Origin of the sequence: Enterobacter sp. 198 (assembly GCF_009025585.1) — a bacterium.
Classification (GTDB): Bacteria; Pseudomonadota; Gammaproteobacteria; order Enterobacterales; family Enterobacteriaceae; genus Enterobacter; species Enterobacter ludwigii.
The window spans coordinates 171,185-191,943 of sequence record NZ_WCIM01000010.1; the positions used below are offsets into that span (position 1 = coordinate 171,185).

At 53.6% G+C, this 20,759-nt stretch carries 24 protein-coding genes and 1 tRNA gene; 8 read left to right on the forward strand and 17 right to left on the reverse strand.

Annotation, left to right across the window (positions count from 1 at the left end; all coding sequences use genetic code 11):
- Positions 1-47 precede the first annotated feature (47 nt).
- The 3 genes from F8561_RS03800 to F8561_RS03810 all read right to left on the reverse strand — a co-directional run bounded on the left by F8561_RS03800 (position 48) and on the right by F8561_RS03810 (position 5,072).
- Complete coding sequence (locus F8561_RS03800) at positions 48-2,243, reverse strand: CBM35 domain-containing protein (protein ID WP_134179545.1); 2,196 nt, start codon at positions 2,241-2,243, stop codon at positions 48-50.
- An 11-nt stretch (positions 2,244-2,254) separates the two neighbouring features.
- Entirely contained in the window at positions 2,255-3,592 is a 1,338-nt protein-coding gene (locus F8561_RS03805) for a maltoporin (RefSeq protein ID WP_025203318.1), read from the reverse strand.
- Between the two features lie 208 nt (positions 3,593-3,800).
- Positions 3,801-5,072 (reverse strand): PTS sugar transporter subunit IIC, encoded by a 1,272-nt coding sequence (locus F8561_RS03810; RefSeq protein WP_020883745.1) that lies wholly within the window; start codon positions 5,070-5,072, stop codon positions 3,801-3,803.
- 169 nt (positions 5,073-5,241) lie between these two features.
- Here F8561_RS03810 and F8561_RS03815 point away from each other — a divergent pair, with 169 nt between their 5' ends.
- From F8561_RS03815 to F8561_RS03840, 6 genes are all read left to right on the forward strand, one after another.
- Positions 5,242-5,553, forward strand: a complete 312-nt coding sequence (locus tag F8561_RS03815; RefSeq protein ID WP_014171497.1) for a PTS sugar transporter subunit IIB — start codon at positions 5,242-5,244, stop codon at positions 5,551-5,553.
- A 14-nt stretch (positions 5,554-5,567) separates the two neighbouring features.
- Positions 5,568-6,890 (forward strand): PTS sugar transporter subunit IIC, encoded by a 1,323-nt coding sequence (locus F8561_RS03820; RefSeq protein ID WP_134179546.1) that lies wholly within the window; start codon positions 5,568-5,570, stop codon positions 6,888-6,890.
- A 2-nt stretch (positions 6,891-6,892) separates the two neighbouring features.
- Positions 6,893-7,222: a PTS lactose/cellobiose transporter subunit IIA gene (locus tag F8561_RS03825; protein WP_014171499.1), complete on the forward strand. Its 330-nt coding sequence runs from the start codon at positions 6,893-6,895 to the stop codon at positions 7,220-7,222.
- 41 nt (positions 7,223-7,263) lie between these two features.
- Complete coding sequence (locus tag F8561_RS03830; RefSeq protein ID WP_063925567.1) at positions 7,264-8,169, forward strand: ROK family protein; 906 nt, start codon at positions 7,264-7,266, stop codon at positions 8,167-8,169.
- Positions 8,170-8,246: 77 nt separating this feature from the next.
- Complete coding sequence (locus F8561_RS03835) at positions 8,247-9,206, forward strand: LacI family DNA-binding transcriptional regulator (protein ID WP_134179547.1); 960 nt, start codon at positions 8,247-8,249, stop codon at positions 9,204-9,206.
- Positions 9,207-9,275: 69 nt separating this feature from the next.
- Entirely contained in the window at positions 9,276-9,488 is a 213-nt protein-coding gene (locus tag F8561_RS03840; RefSeq protein WP_134179548.1) for a hypothetical protein, read from the forward strand.
- Between the two features lie 82 nt (positions 9,489-9,570).
- Here the strand turns inward: F8561_RS03840 and F8561_RS03845 are convergent, their stop codons facing one another.
- The 7 genes from F8561_RS03845 to F8561_RS24315 form a co-directional block, all read right to left on the reverse strand.
- Entirely contained in the window at positions 9,571-9,672 is a 102-nt protein-coding gene (locus tag F8561_RS03845; protein ID WP_071843332.1) for an integrase core domain-containing protein, read from the reverse strand.
- 385 nt (positions 9,673-10,057) lie between these two features.
- A complete protein-coding gene (locus F8561_RS03850) occupies positions 10,058-10,414 on the reverse strand; it encodes a putative T6SS immunity periplasmic lipoprotein (RefSeq protein ID WP_025203316.1) in 357 nt (118 codons plus the stop codon).
- A gap of 2 nt (positions 10,415-10,416) precedes the next feature.
- Entirely contained in the window at positions 10,417-10,959 is a 543-nt protein-coding gene (locus F8561_RS03855) for a type IV secretion protein Rhs (protein ID WP_014171503.1), read from the reverse strand.
- Between the two features lie 103 nt (positions 10,960-11,062).
- Entirely contained in the window at positions 11,063-11,296 is a 234-nt protein-coding gene (locus F8561_RS03860) for a hypothetical protein (protein ID WP_080271870.1), read from the reverse strand.
- Positions 11,297-11,672: 376 nt separating this feature from the next.
- Positions 11,673-11,746, reverse strand: a tRNA-Gly gene (locus F8561_RS03865).
- Between the two features lie 80 nt (positions 11,747-11,826).
- Entirely contained in the window at positions 11,827-12,567 is a 741-nt protein-coding gene (gene actS / locus F8561_RS03870) for an amidase activator ActS (protein ID WP_014171504.1), read from the reverse strand.
- Entirely contained in the window at positions 12,549-12,704 is a 156-nt protein-coding gene (locus F8561_RS24315) for a hypothetical protein (protein ID WP_153852832.1), read from the reverse strand. Before F8561_RS24315 ends, actS begins: the two co-directional genes overlap by 19 nt.
- Before the next feature lie 25 nt (positions 12,705-12,729).
- On the opposite strand from F8561_RS24315, the gene idi reads away from it, so the two are divergent.
- Positions 12,730-13,272 carry an isopentenyl-diphosphate Delta-isomerase gene (idi, locus tag F8561_RS03875; protein WP_014171506.1) on the forward strand — a complete coding sequence of 181 codons (543 nt, stop codon included), beginning with the start codon at positions 12,730-12,732 and terminating at the stop codon, positions 13,270-13,272.
- A 39-nt stretch (positions 13,273-13,311) separates the two neighbouring features.
- Here the strand turns inward: idi and lysS are convergent, their stop codons facing one another.
- The 5 genes from lysS to xerD all read right to left on the reverse strand — a co-directional run bounded on the left by lysS (position 13,312) and on the right by xerD (position 19,400).
- On the reverse strand, positions 13,312-14,829 hold the full coding sequence (gene lysS / locus F8561_RS03880) for a lysine--tRNA ligase (RefSeq protein WP_025203283.1): 1,518 nt from the start codon (positions 14,827-14,829) through the stop codon (positions 13,312-13,314).
- A 9-nt stretch (positions 14,830-14,838) separates the two neighbouring features.
- Positions 14,839-15,937, reverse strand: a protein-coding gene (gene prfB, locus F8561_RS03885; RefSeq protein WP_104440355.1) for a peptide chain release factor 2 whose coding sequence is annotated in 2 segments (ribosomal slippage) — positions 14,839-15,861 and positions 15,863-15,937 — 1,098 coding nt in all. Because the reading frame shifts where the segments join, the coding sequence is not laid out codon by codon here.
- Positions 15,938-16,027: 90 nt separating this feature from the next.
- Positions 16,028-17,761 carry a single-stranded-DNA-specific exonuclease RecJ gene (gene recJ, locus F8561_RS03890; protein ID WP_014171509.1) on the reverse strand — a complete coding sequence of 578 codons (1,734 nt, stop codon included), beginning with the start codon at positions 17,759-17,761 and terminating at the stop codon, positions 16,028-16,030.
- Positions 17,762-17,766: 5 nt separating this feature from the next.
- Positions 17,767-18,480, reverse strand: coding sequence for a bifunctional protein-disulfide isomerase/oxidoreductase DsbC (gene dsbC, locus F8561_RS03895; protein ID WP_020883731.1), 714 nt, complete (start codon positions 18,478-18,480; stop codon positions 17,767-17,769).
- 23 nt (positions 18,481-18,503) lie between these two features.
- Positions 18,504-19,400, reverse strand: a complete 897-nt coding sequence (gene xerD, locus F8561_RS03900) for a site-specific tyrosine recombinase XerD (protein ID WP_151887166.1) — start codon at positions 19,398-19,400, stop codon at positions 18,504-18,506.
- 101 nt (positions 19,401-19,501) lie between these two features.
- Here xerD and fldB point away from each other — a divergent pair, with 101 nt between their 5' ends.
- On the forward strand, positions 19,502-20,023 hold the full coding sequence (fldB, locus tag F8561_RS03905) for a flavodoxin FldB (protein WP_068794997.1): 522 nt from the start codon (positions 19,502-19,504) through the stop codon (positions 20,021-20,023).
- Positions 20,024-20,029: 6 nt separating this feature from the next.
- Here fldB and F8561_RS03910 read toward each other — a convergent pair whose 3' ends face one another.
- Positions 20,030-20,440 carry a protein YgfX gene (locus tag F8561_RS03910; RefSeq protein ID WP_014171514.1) on the reverse strand — a complete coding sequence of 137 codons (411 nt, stop codon included), beginning with the start codon at positions 20,438-20,440 and terminating at the stop codon, positions 20,030-20,032.
- Positions 20,421-20,687 carry an FAD assembly factor SdhE gene (sdhE, locus tag F8561_RS03915; protein WP_003863437.1) on the reverse strand — a complete coding sequence of 89 codons (267 nt, stop codon included), beginning with the start codon at positions 20,685-20,687 and terminating at the stop codon, positions 20,421-20,423. Before sdhE ends, F8561_RS03910 begins: the two co-directional genes overlap by 20 nt.
- Positions 20,688-20,759: the final 72 nt, after the last annotated feature.

Genomic DNA, 20,759 nt, shown 5'->3' on the forward strand with positions numbered 1-20,759 from the left:
CCTCCTGAATGAAAAAAAGGGCTGCCCCGAACAGGGCAGCCAAATAACTACTCTGCAGTGACTTCAATTGATTTGATGAACATATATCCCCAGTCGCCAGAGAACTTGCCAAAGCTAATGGTGTTGTCCCCTGCCCTGAGCGCGACCGGTACGATCATCGTCTGGCCTTTCTCATCCGTTTGCGGGAATTCAATGCTCACCGGCGTTCCGCCGTTCACAATGAACGAGTTTTTCTTACTCCCCCATTTGCCGTTAAATTTCACGTGCAGGGCAAACTTACCGTCCCAGGGGGCGTTAACCTGCCAGGTCACGCTGTCTCCGTCATTGGCAAAAGGACCAAGGAAACCGTCTTCACCAATCGCTAACGTATCTTTATCGCTCTTGGTGATGTTTAGTTTCCCCTTGCTGACGTCCAGCGTTCCGCCGCCAAAATGACAGTAGTCCGCCGGCACGGGTCCCGCCGCGGCCTTCACGCTAACGTTTACCGTCTTGCTGCTTTTCAGCAGTCCATCGTCAGCGGTAAAGGTCAACGCATAGTCACCGGGAGCCGAGAACCAGGCACGGGTTTCCGCTTTGGTGCTGTCACAAAAGTGGACGTTATCCTTGCCTTCGTGATGCCATGCCACGCTGACCTTCGGCTCCGGCAGATTGTCATCCTGCCAGGCCGCGGTGAGCTGAACGCCTTTATCCACGGTGGTAGAGAGCGCCTCCTGCAGAGTGATGACCGGCGGCAGGTTTTTCTGCGTATGCTCAAGGCGAATCACATTTGAAGGCGCAGACTGACCGCTTTCGTTCTTTGCGATCACCCGGTAGTAGTAAGTCTGGCCCAGCGTCAGGCTGCGATAGTCATCACGGAAGAGATCCATTTTTGCCGGATCCCACTCATTTTTGCCGTCAGAGATATCCTGACCAACGCGAGTCCACGGGCCGTGTGGCTGAGTCGCTCTCTCCACATCGTAATAACGCCCGACGGGGGATCCCATCCAGTTAATGGCAAACGGTGAGTTGCTCTCGCGCAGCTTAGGTGCTTCCGGGACCGGCAGGGCCGGCGCCTGGCTCAGCCCCGCCATTTGCGCCGAGGCGGTTCGCACCAGATTGACGACCTCCATCTCCTGGTTTGCTTTGCCCTCGACCGGGAAACCAGGCAGATGGTAGCTGTAGTGCCCGGTAAACTCTTTGTGCCAGTAAAAACCACCATCATGGCGATGACCACGGAAGCCCCAGATAAAGCCCCCCGCCGCCTGCGCGCCATTGACCTCGGTATGCACAATGGCCTGCATGATAGTGTTAAGGTCTTTTTGATCGAGCAGACCAAATTCGCCAACCAGATAGACCTTTTTGCCGCCAATCGCCTCCAGATCTTTACGAACCTGCTCGGGGTGGTTGTTCTCGGCGTTGGTGTAATAGTGGTTACTGATGATGTCGACGTTCGGATCGTTGAGCGCGAAATCATTCACCTTTTTATAGGTACCATCGACGACAAGCTGATGGGGCGCCCACTTGCGGATCCAGGCCGACGTTTTCTGCAGGAAATCAGCATTGGTGTTTTCCAGCTCATTACCCGTTTCCCAGGCCATGATCGCCTTTTCATCGTAGTAATGGCGTCCCGTAATGGTGTTGGTACGGGTAATCACCTGACGGATCACATCCTGATAAGCACGGTAGGTTTTACTGTCAGTTCGATAAAAATCTTCCGGCTTTTCATGATAAAACGCGGCCAGCTGTTCGCGTCCTCCCCACCACCACCAGTGGTCAATAAACGGCAGAATCAGGCGCAGCCCCTGCTTATCCGCCTCGGCAATCATGTTGTCATACACTTTCATGGCCGTTTCATTCAGCCGCGGCATGCCGTCCGGCGTTGCCGGTGCCAGAATATGTGTCTCACGTCCGCAGGCAGCATCATTTTCCTGCTGCACGGAAAGCACATATACGCGCTGTGCTTTAGCACCGGTTTGCACCAGCGCTTTGATCCAGTTCTCCTGCTCTTCAGCAGTCGGCCATCTAAAGTATTGCCCCCAGCCGCGCGGATCCGCCTTACAGGTTCCGCGCGCGTCATCTTCTATACGATGCAGCTCCGGGGCGTGGATCCCGGCGAAGCGAAAGACGCGATCGCCATCTTTTAACGCTGCGCCATCACGAGTAATAAAGTGTTCAAAATGGGATTGCTCGGCCGCCAGAGCCCCCGCGCTTCCCAGCGCGGAGAGTAAGGAGACGAGAAGCAGTTTTCGAATCGGGAAAGCCATCTCTTTTCTCCTCAGAACCAGACTTCAGCCTGCACACCAAAATTCAGCGTATCGGTATCGCCGCTACGTGAATATCCCCCCGGACTCAGGGTGCCAGTGCTCCAGTCGTAATTTCTGTCCATCGCATCCGAGACGCCTTTATCCCATTTTGCGTAGGTGGCAAAGAAGCGCAGTTGCGGACGGCTCCAGAAACCTGAATCAAAGGTCAGGGTCGGCGCAATGGTCACCTTGGTCAGGCCACCTTTCCCTTTACCGTTTACGCCCATGTAGTTTTTATCATCCAGATATTCGTAGCCCACCTCATATTGCATGGCGAAGTTTTTGGTTATCTGATGATACGGACGGATACCCGCTACCCACATGGACCGTCCCCAGCCGTCATCGTCGTTGGTCCACCAGCGGTAGTTTTTGTCTTTCTGATAAAACGCAAAGGTCGATACTTCCACGTCACCCAGGTTGGCCATGCTGTCCAGCACGACGCGCCAGGATTGCGTATCCTCAAGGTTTGCCCAGCCCCAGCCGTTTTTACCCAGCGAATCCGCGGCGGCCAGGCCTTTGCCATACTGGAAAGCGATGCGGGAGTATCCGTTGGTCAGGCCGTAGAAGCTGTCAAAGTTGTACAGCGCCGTCACGCCGTACCCCTTCTCAGCCGAGGTAGGATGGTTTTCATTGCGGTTCATGTGGTGGCCGATAAGTTCGACGTCGAGCCCGGTGCCGCCGATCTTTTTAAACCAGAGGTTAAGCGAATAGTCATCCGGATAGCCCTGATCCCCCAGATCTACCGGATAAGCTTTGGCTTCGTCGGTGGTCGAGAAGGCATACACACCCGCATCAAAGCGCGCAAAGCCTAAATCCAGGTTATCGAACCCGCCCCCGGTTCCGTTGTACTGAATGTACTCCCAGTCGAACTGGTGGCTGGAAAGGTTGGAGCTGCTGTAGCGTTTACCGGCCCAGAAGGTCATGTCCGGGGCAAAATCGAGATTCGTTAATTCAGCAAACCCTTCGCGGAACTGGGTCTCTTTGCCGTCATCGTCAGTACAGTTCCAGTCGGCGGTACATTTGGTCTGGTGCGTCAGGTTGGCCTGAATACGTGCGACTGCGCCTGAATCCGACTTCAGCGTTACCGTCGGGATCAGCTCAATTTTGGTATCTTCTTCGTTACCCAGACGCCATTTCCCGTCAGGCATCAGCCCCACCGAATCGACCCGGTTGCCATCGCTATTGGCAAGAATACCCGAGCGTAAATAGCCGTGGAGGGCGAAATCATATTTCTCATCGGCGCTGGCATAACCGCTGATGACAGTAAGAGCAATCAAGGACAGAGGTATTGATTTCATTAACGTTTGCATAGGTTCCCTTTGAATTTTTATTTTCACGGTTAAACGTGCAGGGGAAATGTAAGGATCAAATTCGGAAATGTACATCCACAAACGGAAAGCGCTTTCCATGTTTGCCGGATTGAATCACAAATTTAAGATCAAAGAGAAAATTTTTGTGAAGAATGTCACGAAATAATCTTCTGCCCATCAGGAACGGGCAGAAGCAGGGAGGCGGGGATTATTTTTCCAGCTGCATCAACTGGCGTTCATGAACCTTGAAGAAGGGGCGATAGAGCATCCATGCATTGAAAAAGGCGAACAGGCACATGCACATATTTTTCCAGCTGCCGTTCGCCGACCAGGCTGCGCCCAGCGGTGAAGGCATAGACCAGGGCAGCATGGCGACGGCTCTGTCGAGCACGCCAAGCTGGGTTAAATACCAAGCTATACAGGCATTTATCAGCGGTACAAACACAAAGGGCAGTAAAAAAACCGGGTTCATGATGACGGGGAAACCAAACAATATCGGCTCGTTAATGTTGAACAGCGACGGCAGAAGGCCAATTTTCCCGACGCTCTTTAACTGCCGGGATCGGCTTCGCATCGCCATAAAGACCAGCGGCAGCGTAGAGCCGATACCGCCAATCAGCAGATAAAAATCCCAGAATCCCTGCAGATAAATATGGGGCAGCACGGCTTCCCCGGCGGCCAGGGCCCGCTGGTTTTCAAACAGATAGGTGAGCCAGAACGGGTTCATGATGCCCGTAATGATCAGGGCACCATGAATACCGACGAACCATAAAAGATTACACAGAAACAAGGAGATAAGCACCGCCGTAAGGGTATCGGATGCCACGATAAGCGGGCGTAAGGCCTCGCCAATCAGCTGCGGCAAAATTTGTCCGGTCGTCTGCAGCATCACGGCATTCATTACGCTAATGGAGAGCATGATCACCAGCAGCGGCATCAGCAGCTGGAAACCATTTCGCGTCATCACCGGTACCTCCTCCGGCAGACGAATGCACCACCCTCTTTTGTAGAAAAACCTTATTATTTCAATAGAGTAAGCGCTTGAAATGAGCGCAGTGAAAAGCCCCATCCCGCCCAGAAAAATATTCGTTGCACCGTTATCCCGAAAGCCAATGAACAGCAAAAAGGAGAGGCAACCGGTGAGTCCACACAGCCGTTCCGGCAGTTGATACTGCTTGGCCAGACTGGCGCTGGCACCAAACGCGACAATCAGCGCCACCAGTCCGAGCGTCAGCTCAAAGGTTGGCAACAGCATCGGACGCAGCAGCAGATAGACGTGTCCGAGGCGCGATGCACTTGAAATGGCGAACGGTGGAAACAGCAGTGGCACCATCAGGCTTCCCACAATCACAAAAGGCATGGCGAGGGAAAAGCCGTCCCGCATCGCGGTAATATGTTGATTTCTGGTGATTATATTGGCTGCTGGTGTGAGACGTTGCTCAATCAAATCCACAGCAACATTCATCAAATGAATGTTCATAACTCGACCTTAATAGTTCGTGAATAGCCGCGATGATCTCGCACATCCGGACAAAGTGAAAGATTCCCTCAGGTGATCGCGGTCACAATTACCTTATCCACCAACGGAAAGCGCTTTCCGTTTTGTTCCATGATGACTATATTCCAGCCATAAGTTCAAAGGAGACGTTATGAAAAAAATCATGTTGTGTTGTTCTGCCGGGATGTCCACCAGCCTGCTGGTGAAAAAAATGGTCGACGAAGCGCAAAAGCGTGGCCTGGAAGCGGAGATCAAAGCGTTTGGCGTAGCCGAATTCGCCGAGCAGGTCGGTCACTATCAGGTGGTGCTGCTTGGACCGCAGGTGAAGTACATGCAAAGCGATCTTCAGAAACAAGCTGATAAATACGGGATCCGTGTTGAGCCTATCAACATGATGGATTACGGCATGCAAAAAGGGGGCGCCGTTCTCGATTTCGCCCTCTCCCTGATAGATAACAAATAACGAAGGGAAAACCCATGAGCTCTCTGTACGCGAAACTTATCCAGGTCATTGAACAGAAAATTACCCCGATGGCAGGCGCCGTCGGGCAGCAGAAGTATGTGACCTCGATTCGTGACGGCTTTATCACCGCCCTGCCGTTCATGATCGTCGGTTCCTTTATGCTGGTGTTTATTTTCCCGCCCTTCTCACCCGACACGTCCTGGGGTTTCGCCCGGGCATGGCTGCAATTCTCCTTGGATCACCGTGAAGCCCTGATGCTGCCGTTCAACTTCAGCATGGGGATCATGACGATCTTCATTTCAGTCGGGATCGCCGCGAGCCTGGCCAAACATCACGATCTGGATGCCCTTACCGCCGGCATGCTGTCGCTGATGGCATTTCTGCTGGTGGCTGCGCCGTTAAAAGACGGGCAGATTTCTACCGCCTATTTCTCCGGGCAAGGGATCTTCACGGCCATTCTGGTGGCTATCTACTCTACCGAGCTGTATGCCTTCCTGAAGCGTCACAATATTACCATCCGCCTGCCGCCAGAAGTGCCTACGGGCGTTGCGCGTTCGTTCGAAATTCTGATCCCGGTGCTGGCAATTGTTGTCACTCTGCACCCGCTCAACCTCTTCATTGAGGCTCAGCTCGGCATGATTATTCCGGAAGCGATTATGTCGCTGGTGAAACCGCTGGTTGCCGCCTCCGATACGCTGCCTGCCATTCTGCTCTCGGTGCTGGTGTGCCAGGTTCTGTGGTTTGCGGGCATCCACGGCGCGCTAATTGTCACCGGAATTATGAACCCGTTCTGGATGGCGAACTTGTCGGTTAACCAGGCAGCAATGGCTGCCGGTCAGGCGATCCCGCACATTTACGTTCAGGGATTCTGGGATCACTACCTGCTGATTGGCGGGGTCGGCTCTACGCTGCCGCTGGCGTTACTGCTGCTGCGCAGCAAAGCGGTGCATCTGCGTACCATTGGGCGTATGGGTGTGGTGCCGGGGATGTTTAATATCAACGAACCGATTTTATTCGGTGCCCCTATCATCATGAATCCGCTCTTTTTCCTGCCGTTCGTGCTGGTTCCGATGGTCAACGCCACCCTCGCCTACTTTGCCCTTGATTTCGACCTGGTCAGTCGCGTGGTCTCGATGACACCGTGGACAACGCCTGCCCCTATCGGCGCATCCTGGGCGGCCAACTGGAGCTTTAGCCCGGTGATCCTCTGCCTGCTGTGCATGGTTACCTCAGCGGCCATGTACTTCCCGTTCCTCAAAGCGTACGAGAAGCAGCTGCTGGAACAAGAGCATGAAAATGCGGTTGAACAATCTGAAGAAGCGGCACAGTCCGTCTGATAGTGAAAACACAGAGGTTACTGATGGAATTAGAAGAACAGGTCATGGGCATTATTATCAATGCCGGTCAGTCACGCAGTCTCTGCTACGAAGCGCTTGGCTTCGCAAAAAAAGGTGACTTTGCCTCAGCCGACGCGCGAATGAAAGAGGCGGCGCACTTCGCCCGTGAAGCGCATCTGGTACAAACCCAACTGATCGAAGCTGACGAAGGGGAAGGCAAAACCAAAATGACGCTGGTGATGGTGCACGCTCAGGATCATTTGATGACCTCGATTCTGGCGAAAGAACTGGTGACGGAGCTGATCGAACTGTACCGCACTCGTCAGGCATAACCATTCAGGAGAGGCGCTGGCCTCTCCTTTTCGAGGAACGTATGCACTATCTTGGACTCGATATTGGCGGCACAAAAATGGAAGCCGTTCTGCTTTCGCCTCAGGGCGAATGCCTTTGGCGTGAGCGTCGTCCGACGCAAAAAGAGAGTTATGACGCCTTTATGCACCATCTGCTGGCGTTTATCGGCGAAGCGCGCGCGGTAAGTGAAGTGCCATTCAGTATCGGTATTGGCCTGCCGGGGGCCATCGACCCACAAAGCGGGCTAATTAAAAACTGCAACTGCCTGGTGCTCAACGGTCACGACCTGAAACATGATTTAGCACAGCAGCTCAATCAGCCCGTGTGGATAGCCAATGACGCGGACTGCTTCACCCTGTCTGAAGCGGTTGATGGCGCAGGCGCAGAAGCAGATACCGTCTTTGGCGTAATTGTCGGTACCGGATGCGGCGGTGGCGTGGCGGTACATAAGCGTCTGCTTCAGGGGCCAAACGCCATCGCTGGCGAATGGGGACATAACCCGTTGCCTGGCTATGCCCCCGAGACGGATGGTCCGGCGCAGTCCTGCTATTGCGGGAAACATAACTGTATCGAAACCTTTATCTCTGGCACCGGCTTTGCCCGCCGTTATCCCAGCGAACTGAGCGCGCAGGCCATCATTGAAGCGGCGGCACAGGGAGACCTGACCGCGCGGGCCCATTGGTGCCACTTTATCGACGCCTTTGCACGCAGTCTGGCCTCGGTGATCAATATTCTTGATCCGCAGGTTATTGTGTTGGGCGGTGGGTTATCAAATGTCAGCCAGCTGTACGACGAACTTCCGGCCGCCATCAGGCCCTACATCTTCTCGGAAAGCTGCCGTACCCGTATCGTCCCGGCCCGTTACGGCGACGCCAGTGGCGTGCGTGGCGCGGCGTGGCTACCGGGTTTGCACGCCGCGCAGACGTGAAACCGCCTGTGGGGGGCGCTAAGATTCTTAAGGTGGGTTATGTTAAGATAACCAAAACCCACCACGCAGAAAATGCTATGCCAACGATTGACGATGTATCACGATTAGCCAATGTCTCACGAGCAACCGTCTCACGCGTGTTGACGGGGACGCGCGGCGTGCGCGAAGAGAGCCGTGAAGCCGTGCTGCGCGCCGTAGAAGAGCTTAATTATCGCCCAAGCTTTGCCGCGCAAAACCTGGCAAGTCAGTCATCAAGCTACGTTGGTCTGGTTCTCTCTGCGAAGGATGAAAGCAGCGGAGCACGTTTGCTGCCTGCGCTCTCCCGCGCCATGAAAGCGTTGAATAAAACGCTCATCGTAGAGTACGTAAACGATCCTGTTGAGCAGGCTGTCACCGTTGATGATCTTCAGCGCCAGTGCGTTGCTGTCGTAGTCTTTGGGCCGGTTGCGGCCGGTTGCGCAGAGAATGTTATCTCCTTCGATCGTCCCATGGTGGATGCGAAACCTCAGGGATATGACTTTGCCTTTGCGACGGAAAGCGCCTGTCGTTACATGACGGGTAAGGGCCATCGCAATATCGCACTGGTGATTGACAGCGAACACGATGACAACAGTAAAAAGATGGTGGAAGGCTATCGCAACGTCCTGCAAAACTACTCTTTGCCGTTTAATCGCCAGCTGGTGTTAACGGCGAATGAAGATGTTGAACAGGCGCTGCTGACGCTCATCAATAGCCTGAGCAAGTTTTCCGCCATTGTGGTTAAACGTGATGCCTATGCCGCTGAAGCGATGCGTCTGTTCCGGGAATTTGGCATTTCCGTTCCGCAGGAAGTATCGCTGCTGAGTCTGGAAGATTCGCCTCTGGCAACCCAGCTCTATCCACAGCTGACCTGTATCTCGTGGCCAATGGATCAGTTGCTCACTCAGTGCGTTGAGCGCATTAAAAGCCTGGTGGATGGCCGACCTGTTCGCACGTCAGAGCTCTCCCCCGTGATTGGTAAACTCACACCTCGCCAGTCGGTGATGGAAAAAAGCTAGCGGGTACGCAGCGATTGCCGGCTTAAGGGTGTGATAACACAATAAACGTTATCCCTGTTCTGGAGCGAGATGATGAAAACCTTTCTGTTCATAAGTGCCCTCACCTTTTTCCCGGCGCTCTCCTGCTATGCCATCGCTCAGGAAACGTCCCTGCCGCTGAAAGAGCAAATTCATACCGATGAAGGTACGTTATGCGTGTATGGCGATGCTTCGCGCAGTGAAAAGGTTGTGATGCAGGGCGGCAACGATTGCCCACAGAGTAAAGCGGCAAAACAGTCCTGATTGTTTTGAGGGGGTGGAGTTATTACCAGGCGGTAAGAATGTACACCCCTTATTTTTGATTAAAAGTCAGTCCTGCGACAAATTAAGATGGAGTCTGGTCATTAAGCGATAAATGAGGTCTGTACTCGTTATAGCCCTGCCGCAAGCCATTTATGATTTTCCGGGCATGGAAATATCGCTGAATCCGTGCTCACTCAGACATAACGCCCACGGCTTCCCGCTTCACTTCGGGTACTTCCATACCGCCAGACTTCTTGCATAAGTTCCAGAAGATGGCGTCTTAAATAGCATCCTTAAGACAGCGTTTCAATGCAAAACCCCGGTTCGTCCTGGCGGAGGATACAGATGATGTATTTGTCAAAAACACTTTTTTAAGGGGACGTTCTCATGTGGTTTATACAGATATAACTTACATTGTGATGTGTTAATGAATGGGGAGCAGGTCACGGCGGTTATACCTGAGTTTGTTCTCAACCATCCTCAAGCGGATGTATGGAAACAATAGTCACAATGGAATATCAATATACTGGTGACTTGAAGAAGTAAGATCTTGGGGGCATTCTGCTCCCTTATCCTTTGGGATACGAAAATTCTGCGGTGACTAAATGCGATTCTGACTTATCAGATTGGACGTCATACGCGAAGTTATATCGTTTTCCAGATGTAAACTTAAATCCAAATACTGGAAGACACTCACCCTTCGGTACATAAACAGGCTTGTCATCGAAAATCTTGTGAAGAGAGTCGCTATTATCGCTATTGATTTGAATAGCAGTGATCCGTTCCTGCGGCTCCAGTGGTGACACCACACAAACTTGATTATCTTTGATTAATGCCGTTGTAGATTCGCGATCTACCATTCGATCACCAGGCCCAGGGCATCCCGTTAAGAGGAATACAACACCCAGCAATATTTTATTCTTCATGTTTAACGCCCCTTCCCTGTTACGATTTTCTGATAAAGCGAGGGGACATCCTGCGACATATCAACGCCCCTGTACATCCCCATGCGCCCTGGTCTCTGATAGTAAGACCACTTATTGATACCATAAACCAGCAGTAACCAGTAATCAGCCAAAATAGAGGCTTGCTGTTCAAGAGAGTAATCAGTGAGCTTTTCTTTATCCAGCTTGTAGGTATATTCAGCAGCCCAGCTAAAAGCCCCCCTCACTCTCACCCATTGCCCATGTTGGTGTTGCCACACATGCCCCAGTTCGTGGATGAAAACGTATTTATCTTCGATGAAAACAGAGTTTGCGGAAAAATCTTCTCTGTACATCGACTTTCTGTACCATAACTCTCCGTTGGGAGTCATCGCATAGTTTTGTTTCTGAAGTCCGAAGGGTAAATAGCTGTCGCAATGAATCCAGACACGGCTATAAACTATTGAATCTCCGAACACCCTACGAGCCATTGCAATCTCGCCTAACGTCATCCGGCGTAATGTACCTTCCTCCGCCTGCGCGCTCATAAACTGCCCTCCTTGTATGATTTATCTACATCGTAAAATCATAATTCGAAATAGTCTATACGCGAACTTTAGCCATTCATCAAACGCAGTAACGGTGCAAACACTACTCCCCGTTGCTTTTATCCCCCTCCTCTTGCCGCATAGATTCTATAAACTCTCGTTGCTCTTGTGTGAGTTCAAGATCATCCAGCAAGCGATCCAACTCTTCTTCAGGTGATTCCTTTTGGTTCTGTCTCTTCCCGCTAGCCATGCTCACCCTTGAGTTAATAGGATTAATCTCAGGGTATCCAGGGTGCATAAAATGCGCAACTAACAGATTTTGGACAATAGCAGCCATAAAGCCCCGTTAGCGGTACAAGCAACAAGCAGAGCGTAGCGACTTCATCATATTGTCAGAAGGATCACACCTTATCAGGGTGCTCGTATATCTGTCGAAGCGCTGGAAGAGCCTGTATATCGGGCTTTAATGCGAGTGATCAGTCTGTCGATGTCATAACAATGCCAGGATAGGTTTTTTTCACGTTTTACTACCGCGGTGTGAGGATGCAACTGCCGCCAACGCTGAGTTATCCTGTCTCTCACCGTCTAACTTAGTGTGACAGTTACCACCAGGGACGGATCATAATGATAGAACCCATAGGCGACTAAAACAGGTAACTATTTAATTTGCTGATAGAGAGGGATTTAAAGGCTTCTTCACAAGGGGAGAGATCTGGAGCGGGCGAAGGGAATCGAACCCTCGTATAGAGCTTGGGAAGCTCTCGTTCTACCATTGAACTACGCCCGCTTTGAGGTGCGTAAGGCATTATAGACCTTACGCCTCTTCATACAAGCCTCTTTGCAACTAAATGGCGATTATATAATCACTTAGCACTTTGGCTTGCTGCCTGGCGCCGGAAGATAACGCTGCGGATCGATGGCTGTGGCGCGATAGCGGATCTGGAAGTGTAACTTCACCGAGTCCGTGCCGGTACTGCCCATGGTGGCAATCTTCTGCCCAGCCTTCACATTCTGCCCGTTGTTCACCAGCATCGTATCGTTGTGGGCATAGGCAGTGATGTAATCTTCCCCATGTTTAATCATGATCAGGTTACCGTAACCGCGCAGCTGGTTGCCGACGTAGACCACCTTCCCTGCTCCTGATGCATAGACTGGCGTGCCGCGCGCAGCAGCGATATCAATGCCTTTATTGCCCCCCTCAGACAAGGAGTAAGGCAACACGACCTTGCCGCTGGCAGGCCAGACCCAGCAACGCTGGCCGACCGGAGGCCATGAGGACTGCGGCACCGCGTAAGACGGCGTCACTTTAGCTGTTTTGCCTTTAGAGGATTTCTTCGTTGAAGACGCGCCACCGTTAACCTTCAGTTTCTGCCCCACCTCGATAGTGTAGGGTGGAGAGATGTTATTCAGACGCGCCAGATCCTTCACGCTGGTCCCCGTTGCGCGCGAAATCCGATACAGCGTATCCCCGCGCTTAACGGTATAGACCGCACCGGAATAGCTGCCCATATCCGACGACTTGCTTCCTGAACAGCCTGCCAGTAATAGCGTCAGCGTCAGACAAAAAACGGCGGTAATGGGATTTCTCGTCAGGCTTCCTGCAAACAAAACAGATCCTCGGTCAGCGTGAATGGCGCACTATGATACCAGCCCAGACTGATATGGGTCAGCCCTTTTCCGCTCTTGAGAGCAAACGGCGCATGGAGGAATGCAGTATAATGCAGCTGCTGATGGTGCTGAGCCATCCGCATCGTTGGCACTGGAGCATCAATGAGTATTCAAGAACACGTTATTTTGGTAAATGACCAGGGAATGGTGATTGGCACTCAGGAAAAGTACGCCGCGCACACCGCCCACACCCCGCTGCACCTGGCTTTCTCATCGTGGCTTTTTAACGCCAGAGGTGAGTGTCTGGTTACCCGACGCGCCTTAAGCAAAAAAGCCTGGCCAGGTGTCTGGACCAACTCCGTTTGCGGACATCCTCAGTCTGGTGAAAAGACGGAACAGGCTATCATCCGCCGTTGCCGCTTTGAGGTTGGCGCAGAGATCGCCAATATCACCCCCATCGCCGCTGAATTCCGTTACCGTGAAGCCGATCCTTCGGGGATCGTGGAGAATGAGATTTGCCCGGTATTCGCAGCACGCGTCACCAGCGAACTGCATATTAATCACGATGAAGTGATGGAGTATGAATGGGTCGAACTGGAAGCGTTGTTCCGCGCACTGGACGCTGCCCCCTGGAGCTTTAGCCCGTGGATGGTACAGGAAGCGACGGTCGCCCGCGACGCGCTCAGGGCCTTCGCGGCGCAATAAAAAAGCCCCTTTCGGGGCTTTTTTTACTGTCTTAACGGCTTACTTCACCGGGCGCATCGCCGGGAACAGGATCACATCACGGATGGTGTGGCTGTTAGTGAACAGCATAACCATACGGTCGATACCAATCCCCAGACCTGCGGTTGGTGGCAGACCGTGCTCCAGCGCAGTCACATAGTCTTCGTCGAAGAACATCGCTTCGTCATCGCCCGCCGCTTTCGCGTTAACCTGATCCTGGAAGCGCTGAGCCTGATCTTCTGCATCGTTCAGCTCGCTAAAGCCGTTGCCGATTTCGCGGCCACCGATGAAGAACTCAAAGCGGTCAGTGATTTCCGGGTTCACATCATTACGACGTGCCAGCGGAGAAACTTCTGCCGGGTATTCGGTGATGAAGGTCGGCTGAATCAGGTGCGCTTCGGCCACTTCTTCGAAGATCTCGGTCACGATACGGCCCAGACCCCAGCTCTTCTCAACGTTGATACCGATGCTTTCCGCGATCGCTTTCGCAGAGTCGAAGTTATCCAGATCGGCCATGTTGGTTTCTGGACGGTATTTCATGATCGCTTCGCGCATGGTCAGTTTTTCAAACGGCTTGCCGAAGTCGAAGACTTCTTCACCGTAAGGCACTTTAGTGGTGCCCAGAATGTCCTGCGCCAGGGTACGGAACAGTGATTCGGTCAGCTCGATCAAATCTTTATAATCCGCATACGCCATATAGAGTTCCATCATGGTGAACTCTGGGTTATGACGCACGGAGATGCCTTCATTACGGAAGTTACGGTTGATTTCGAACACGCGGTCAAAACCACCGACGACCAGACGCTTCAGGTACAGTTCCGGCGCGATACGCAGGTACATGTCCAGATCGAGGGCGTTGTGATGGGTGATGAACGGGCGTGCAGACGCGCCGCCCGGGATCACCTGCATCATTGGGGTTTCCACTTCCATAAAGTCGCGGTTAACCATGAACTGGCGGATACCGGCCATGATCTGAGAGCGAATCTTGAAGGTCTTACGGGATTCATCGTTGGAGATGAGATCCAGGTAACGCTGACGGTAGCGCGCTTCCTGATCCTGCAGGCCATGGAATTTGTCCGGCAACGGGCGCAGGGCTTTGGTCAGCAGACGCAGTTCGGTGCAGTGGATAGACAGCTCACCGGTCTTGGTTTTGAACAGCTTACCTTTCGCCCCCAGAATATCGCCCAGGTCCCACTTCTTGAACTGCTCGTTGTAGATGCCTTCCGGCAGGTCGTCACGGGAGACGTACAGTTGAATACGGCCGCCAACGTCCTGCAGCGTCACGAAGGAGGCTTTACCCATGATACGACGGGTCATCATGCGGCCAGCAACGGCCACTTCGATGTTCAGCGCTTCCAGCTCTTCGTTCTCTTTACCGTCGAAGTCAGCGTGCAGTTGGTCTGAGGTATGGTCACGACGAAAATCGTTCGGGAACGGCACGCCCTGCTCGCGCAGTGCTGCCAGCTTCTCGCGGCGGGTTTTCAGTTCGTTATTAAGATCGACTACCGCGTCAGCGCCCTGTGCTTGTTGTTCAGACATGTTGGTTCCTCATAACCCTGCTTTCAAACTTGCTTCGATAAATTGGTCCAGGCTGCCATCCAGCACCGCCTGCGTGTTACGGGTTTCAACCCCGGTACGCAGGTCTTTGATGCGGGAGTCATCAAGGACGTAAGAACGGATCTGGCTGCCCCAACCGATGTCAGATTTGTTATCTTCCATCGCCTGTTTCTCAGCATTTTTCTTCTGCATCTCCAGCTCATAAAGCTTCGCTTTCATCTGCTTCATGGCCTGGTCTTTGTTCTTATGCTGGGAACGGTCGTTCTGGCATTGCGTCACCAGCCCGGTTGGAATGTGGGTGATACGCACCGCAGATTCCGTACGGTTAACGTGCTGACCACCCGCGCCGGATGCGCGGTAAACGTCGATACGCAGATCCGCCGGGTTGATGTCGATATCGATATCTTCGTCAACTTCCGGATAGACAAACGCGGAGCTGAAGGAGGTGTGACGACGGCCGCCGGAGTCGAACGGGCTCTTACGCACCAGGCGGTGAACCCCCGTCTCGGTACGCAGCCAGCCGTAGGCGTAATCGCCAATAATCTTGATGGTGACAGATTTAATACCGGCCACTTCACCTTCAGACTCTTCGATGATTTCGGTTTTGAAGCCGCGGGCTTCCGCCCAGCGCAGATACATGCGCATCAGCATGCTGGCCCAGTCCTGGGCTTCGGTACCGCCAGAACCTGCCTGAATATCGAGATAGCAGTCAGCGTTATCGTATTCACCGGAGAACATGCGACGGAATTCAAGCTGTGCCAGCTTCTCTTCGAGCACGTCGAGTTCAGCCACGGCTTCGTTAAAGGTTTCTTCGTCGTCAGCTTCGACGGCCAGCTCCAGTAAACCGGAAACATCTTCCAGCCCCTGAGCCATTTGATCCAGCGTATCTACGATAGCTTCGAGAGAGGAACGCTCTTTACCCAGCGCCTGCGCGCGTTCAGGTTCGTTCCAGACGTCCGGCTGTTCCAGCTCGGCGTTTACTTCTTCAAGACGCTCTTTCTTGGCATCGTAGTCAAAGATACCCCCTAAGAACGTCAGAGCGCTCCGTGAGGTCCTGAATACGGTTTTTTACCGGATTAATTTCAAACATGGTCTGTTTTCTTTTATGGACTTGTCAAAATGCGGTGATAAGAGCGGGATTGTACCGAATCCACGCCCTTTTTTATAGAGATTACTGCCGCTAAATTGGCCAGATATTGTCGATGATGATCTGAAGGGTGCGGTTACCGCGGAACTCGTTTATATCCAGTTTGTAAGCCAGCTCAACTTCGCGCACGCCGTTGTCCGGCCAGACAGCGGTATCGACGTTAAAGGCAATACCGTCCAGCAGCGGGCCACCGCCTACAGGCTCGACCATCACTTTCAGATGGCGCTCACCAACAATGCGCTGTTGCAGCAGACGGAAGCGGCCATCGAACAGGGGTTCCGGGAACATCTGCCCCCACGGCCCTGCATCCCGGAGCATCTGTGCCACTTCCATCGTCATCTCAACCGGCGTGAGTTCGCCATCGGAAACCACTTCGCCCTGCAGCAGGGCCGGGTCAATCCAGTCGGTGACCAGCTCGCCGAACAGACGCTGGAACTCGTCGAACTTCGCCTCTTCCAGCGACAAACCTGCCGCCATGGCATGACCGCCGAACTTGAGCATCAGACCCGGGTAGAGGGTATCCAGACGCTCCAGCGCATCGCGCATGTGCAGCCCCTGAATCGAACGCCCGGAGCCTTTGAGGGTGCCATCACCAGCCGGTGCAAACGCAATGACCGGGCGGTGGAAACGCTCTTTAATACGCGAAGCCAGAATGCCCACCACGCCCTGATGCCACTCAGGGTGATACATCGCCAGGCCGCCCGGCAGCGTATCGCCGCTGCGTTCCAGTTTTTCGCACAGGGTCAGCGCTTCAACCTGCATTCCCTGTTCAATTTCTTTACGAGTCTGGTTCAGGGCGTCCAGTTCATTAGCCAGCACGCGCGCTTCACCAATGTTGTCGCACAGCAGCAACGCAACGCCAACGGACATATCGTCCAGTCTGCCGGCCGCGTTCAGGCGAGGCCCCAGAGCGAAGCCCAGATCGCTTGCCGCCAGCTTGAGCGGATCGCGGTTAGCAATCTCAAGCAGCGCTTTGATACCAGGACGGCATTTGCCCGCCCGGATGCGGCTTAAGCCCTGCCAGGTCAGAATACGGTTATTGGTATCGAGCGGCACCACGTCTGCTACGGTCCCCAGTGCGACCAGGTCGAGATACTCGGCCAGGTTCGGCACGGCAATACCGCGGGCGTCGAACCAGCCCTTATCACGCAGCAGCGTGCGTAACGCCAGCATCAGATAAAATGCCACGCCGACGCCTGCGAGTGATTTCGACGGGAAATCGCAGTCGCGCAGGTTCGGGTTGATGATCGCTTCCGCGGCAGGCAGCGTTTCACCCGGCAGGTGGTGATCGGTAACCAGCACCGGGATCCCCAGCTGATGCGCATGATCGACGCCCGTATGGGAAGAGATCCCGTTATCTACGGTCAGGATCAGCTGTGCGCCGCGGGCATGGGCCTGATCGACCACTTCCGGGCTGAGGCCGTAACCATCTTCAAACCGGTTCGGCACCAGATATGTCACGTTGTCGCAGCCCAGCGCGCGCAGGCTCAGCACGCTCAACGCGGTACTGGTTGCGCCATCAGCATCAAAATCCCCCACCACCACAATGCGCGTACCTTCACACAGCGCGTTGTAGAGTATTTCTGTGGCTTTTTCGATGCCGTTTAACTGCTGCCATGGCAACATCCCTTTAACGCTGCGCTCAAGGTCGGCGGCGGTACGCACGCCACGGCTGGCGTAAAGCCGCTTTAGCAGCGGCGGGAGGTCGTCAGGCAAATCAGCATGTTCAACCGCCTCGCGGCGGCGCAGTTTTATTGGGGCTTTCACGCGAATTATTTACCACCAAACTGTTTCTGGTGCGCGTCAAGGAACTCTTTCATCTCTTTAGGTCCCTGATAACCCGGAACAACATAGCCATTGCTCAGGACAATCGCTGGCGTACCGTTCACGCCAAATTGCACACCCAGCGCGTAGTGGTTAGCAATATCAATGTCGCAGGATGCAGGCTGCACGCCTTTGCCATTCATCGCGTCATCAAAGGCTTTGTTGCGGTCTTTCGCACACCAGATAGCTTTCATATCCTGCTCTGGCTTGCTCTCAACGCCCGCGCGCGGGAAGGCCAGATAACGCACGGTGATCCCCAGCGCGTTGTAATCTTTCATCTCTTCATGCAGCTTATGGCAGTAGCCGCAGGTGATGTCGGTGAAGACGGTAATGACGTGTTTTTCCTGCGCCGCTTTATAAACGATCATCTCTTTTTCGAGCGCGTTCAGGTTTTTCATCAGCAGCTGGTTGGTTACGTTGACCGGCTGTGCACCGCTCACGTCGTACATTGGCCCCTGAATAATGTGTTTTCCGTCTTCGGTCACGTACAGCACGCCGCTGTTCGTCAGAACCGTTTTCATGCCGGCAACCGGTGCAGACTGGATATCACTGCTGGTGACGCCAAGCTTCGCCAGAGACTGTTTGATAGCGGCGTCATCCGCATGGGCAAAACCGGTAAATGAGGCTGCCAGCAGGGTGAACAGCGCGAAAGACTTTTTCATATAAGATCCTAATTCGTCGGCACTCACGCTCGTGGGTGGTGCTGTTGGTGTAGCTGCCGCAGCCGTTCCGTCGCGACATGGGTATAAATTTGGGTCGTGGAAAGATCGCTGTGTCCCAGCAGCATCTGAACCACGCGCAGGTCAGCGCCGTGGTTCAGCAGATGCGTCGCAAAGGCATGACGCAAAACGTGTGGCGAAAGCTTTTCACTGTCGATACCCGCCAGTGTGGCGTAATGTTTGATGCGATGCCAGAACGTTTGCCGCGTCATCTGTTGTGCGCGCTGGCTGGGGAACAAGACGTCGATTGAAGCGCCATTAAGCAACCATGGACGACCGTGCTCCAGATACGTTTCCAGCCAGTACACCGCCTCTTCACCCAGCGGCACCAGCCTTTCCTTGTTTCCTTTACCGATTACACGAACCACGCCCTGACGAAGGCTAATGTCGCTCATCGTCAGGCCGACCAGTTCAGAAACACGCAAACCGGTAGCATACAATAGCTCAAGCATGGCTTTATCGCGTAACTCCAGCGGCAGGTCAACTGCGGGTGACTGTAATAATCTCTCAACTTGTGCTTCGCTGAGATCTTTCGGCAGCCGCTGCGGGAGTTTCGGGGAGGCCAGGAGCGCGCTGGGATCGTCTCCGCGAATTTTTTCACGGTTGAGATGCTGGAACAGCCGACGCATTGCGCTGAGCAAACGTGCGGAACTGGTGGCCTTGTAGCCCCCTTCCATCCGCTCGCCCAGCAGCGCCTGCAGGTCGTCGCTTTGTGCGTTCGCCAGCGACAGCCCGCGGTGCGCCAGCCACTCCACCAGCATGGTGAGATCGCGCCGGTAGGCACTGAGCGTATTCTCGGCCAGGTTCTTCTCCAGCCACAGTGCATCGAGAAACTGTTCGATGAGTGCGAGATCCTTTTCCACATCAGCCCCTTTGATTCTGCAGTCAGGCCATTATGCCTGATTGCGATCGGTTTCTGGTACACTACGCGCAAAGTCAAAGCAAGAATTGAGATAGTCACGCGATGAATATTGGTCTGTTCTATGGTTCCAGCACCTGCTACACCGAAATGGCGGCAGAGAAAATTCGGGACATCATTGGCCCGGAACTGGTGACGTTGCATAACCTGAAAGATGACGCGCTTACGCTGATGGAGGAGTACGACGTGCTGATCCTCGGCATCCCGACCTGGGATTTTGGCGAAATACAGGAAGACTGGGAAGCCATCTGGGACCAGCTTGATACGCTTAACCTCGACGGCAAAATCATTGCCATGTACGGCATGGGAGATCAGCTGGGTTACGGTGAGTGGTTCCTGGACGCACTCGGCATGCTGCACGACAAACTGGCACCGAAGGGCGTCACGTTTATCGGTTACTGGCCAACCGAAGGGTACGAGTTCACCAGTAAGAAACCGATTATTGCCGATGGGCAGCTGTTTGTCGGGCTGGCACTGGATGAAACCAACCAGTACGATCTCAGCGATGAGCGCCTGCAAAGCTGGTGTGAGCAGATTCTGGGCGAAATGGCAGAACAGTTCAGCTAACGCGAATTACTCCTGCGTCAGCTGCTGTAATAACATCCGACGCAGGTCCCGCCACTCAGCGCTATCCATACTGTCCGCGGCCAGCCACAGATGCTGGCGACGCCCGCTGTCCACGCTACGTAGCCGCAGCATCATGCCGGAAGCGATCATCCAGGGCATACCGAGAATTTCCCACTCTTTTCCCTGCCAGCGCAGGCGGGAATCCATCAGTAATTTGATCTCCCCCTGACGGGCATGAATGCGGCGCTGGCTGCGCACGCTGTCAAACACCACAAACGACAGCAACAGCAGCCACAGAGGCGTATAGCTAAGCGGCCACGGCATCAGTAACACAAAGGCCGCGACCAGGCCGTGGAGCAACAACGACATCCACTGCGAGCGCCACGAGACGCGAAGGTCAGATTGCCACAGGACCACGTTCCTGATTCCGTGTTTGAATTAATTGCACCATCCGTTGCAACTCGGTGTCGGCGGGTTTGCCGTGATTCATCAGCCAGTTAAATAAATCAGGATCGTCAGACTCAAGCAGGCGAACAAACAGACGCTTATCATCATCGCTTAAGCTGTCATACTCATATTCGAAGAAAGGCATGATGGAAATATCAAGTTCACGCATGCCGCGACGGCACGCCCAGTGAATACGGGCCTTGTTGTTAATATCCATGTTCTGTTTCCTGCATTACGTTTGGCACAGTCGGCACCCCGTCCAGTGTTCTTGATTTCTCTGCGGGGACAC

Bases quoted from the DNA above. Each gene is read 5' to 3' on its own strand.
- idi (WP_014171506.1), top strand. From the start codon at position 12,730: ATGAGTATTCAAGAACACGTTATTTTGGTAAATGACCAGGGAATGGTG.
- F8561_RS03815 (WP_014171497.1), top strand. From the start codon at position 5,242: ATGAAAAAAATCATGTTGTGTTGTTCTGCCGGGATGTCCACCAGCCTG.
- dsbC (WP_020883731.1), bottom strand. From the start codon at position 18,480: ATGAAAAAGTCTTTCGCGCTGTTCACCCTGCTGGCAGCCTCATTTACC.
- F8561_RS03840 (WP_134179548.1), top strand. From the start codon at position 9,276: ATGATGAAAACCTTTCTGTTCATAAGTGCCCTCACCTTTTTCCCGGCG.
- F8561_RS24315 (WP_153852832.1), bottom strand. From the start codon at position 12,704: ATGGCTCAGCACCATCAGCAGCTGCATTATACTGCATTCCTCCATGCG.
- F8561_RS03805 (WP_025203318.1), bottom strand. From the start codon at position 3,592: ATGCAAACGTTAATGAAATCAATACCTCTGTCCTTGATTGCTCTTACT.
- F8561_RS03835 (WP_134179547.1), top strand. From the start codon at position 8,247: ATGCCAACGATTGACGATGTATCACGATTAGCCAATGTCTCACGAGCA.
- F8561_RS03850 (WP_025203316.1), bottom strand. From the start codon at position 10,414: ATGAAGAATAAAATATTGCTGGGTGTTGTATTCCTCTTAACGGGATGC.
- F8561_RS03830 (WP_063925567.1), top strand. From the start codon at position 7,264: ATGCACTATCTTGGACTCGATATTGGCGGCACAAAAATGGAAGCCGTT.
- lysS (WP_025203283.1), bottom strand. From the start codon at position 14,829: ATGTCTGAACAACAAGCACAGGGCGCTGACGCGGTAGTCGATCTTAAT.
- F8561_RS03800 (WP_134179545.1), bottom strand. From the start codon at position 2,243: ATGGCTTTCCCGATTCGAAAACTGCTTCTCGTCTCCTTACTCTCCGCG.
- F8561_RS03810 (WP_020883745.1), bottom strand. From the start codon at position 5,072: ATGAACATTCATTTGATGAATGTTGCTGTGGATTTGATTGAGCAACGT.
- sdhE (WP_003863437.1), bottom strand. From the start codon at position 20,687: ATGGATATTAACAACAAGGCCCGTATTCACTGGGCGTGCCGTCGCGGC.
- F8561_RS03855 (WP_014171503.1), bottom strand. From the start codon at position 10,959: ATGAGCGCGCAGGCGGAGGAAGGTACATTACGCCGGATGACGTTAGGC.
- F8561_RS03860 (WP_080271870.1), bottom strand. From the start codon at position 11,296: ATGGCTGCTATTGTCCAAAATCTGTTAGTTGCGCATTTTATGCACCCT.
- fldB (WP_068794997.1), top strand. From the start codon at position 19,502: ATGAATATTGGTCTGTTCTATGGTTCCAGCACCTGCTACACCGAAATG.
- F8561_RS03820 (WP_134179546.1), top strand. From the start codon at position 5,568: ATGAGCTCTCTGTACGCGAAACTTATCCAGGTCATTGAACAGAAAATT.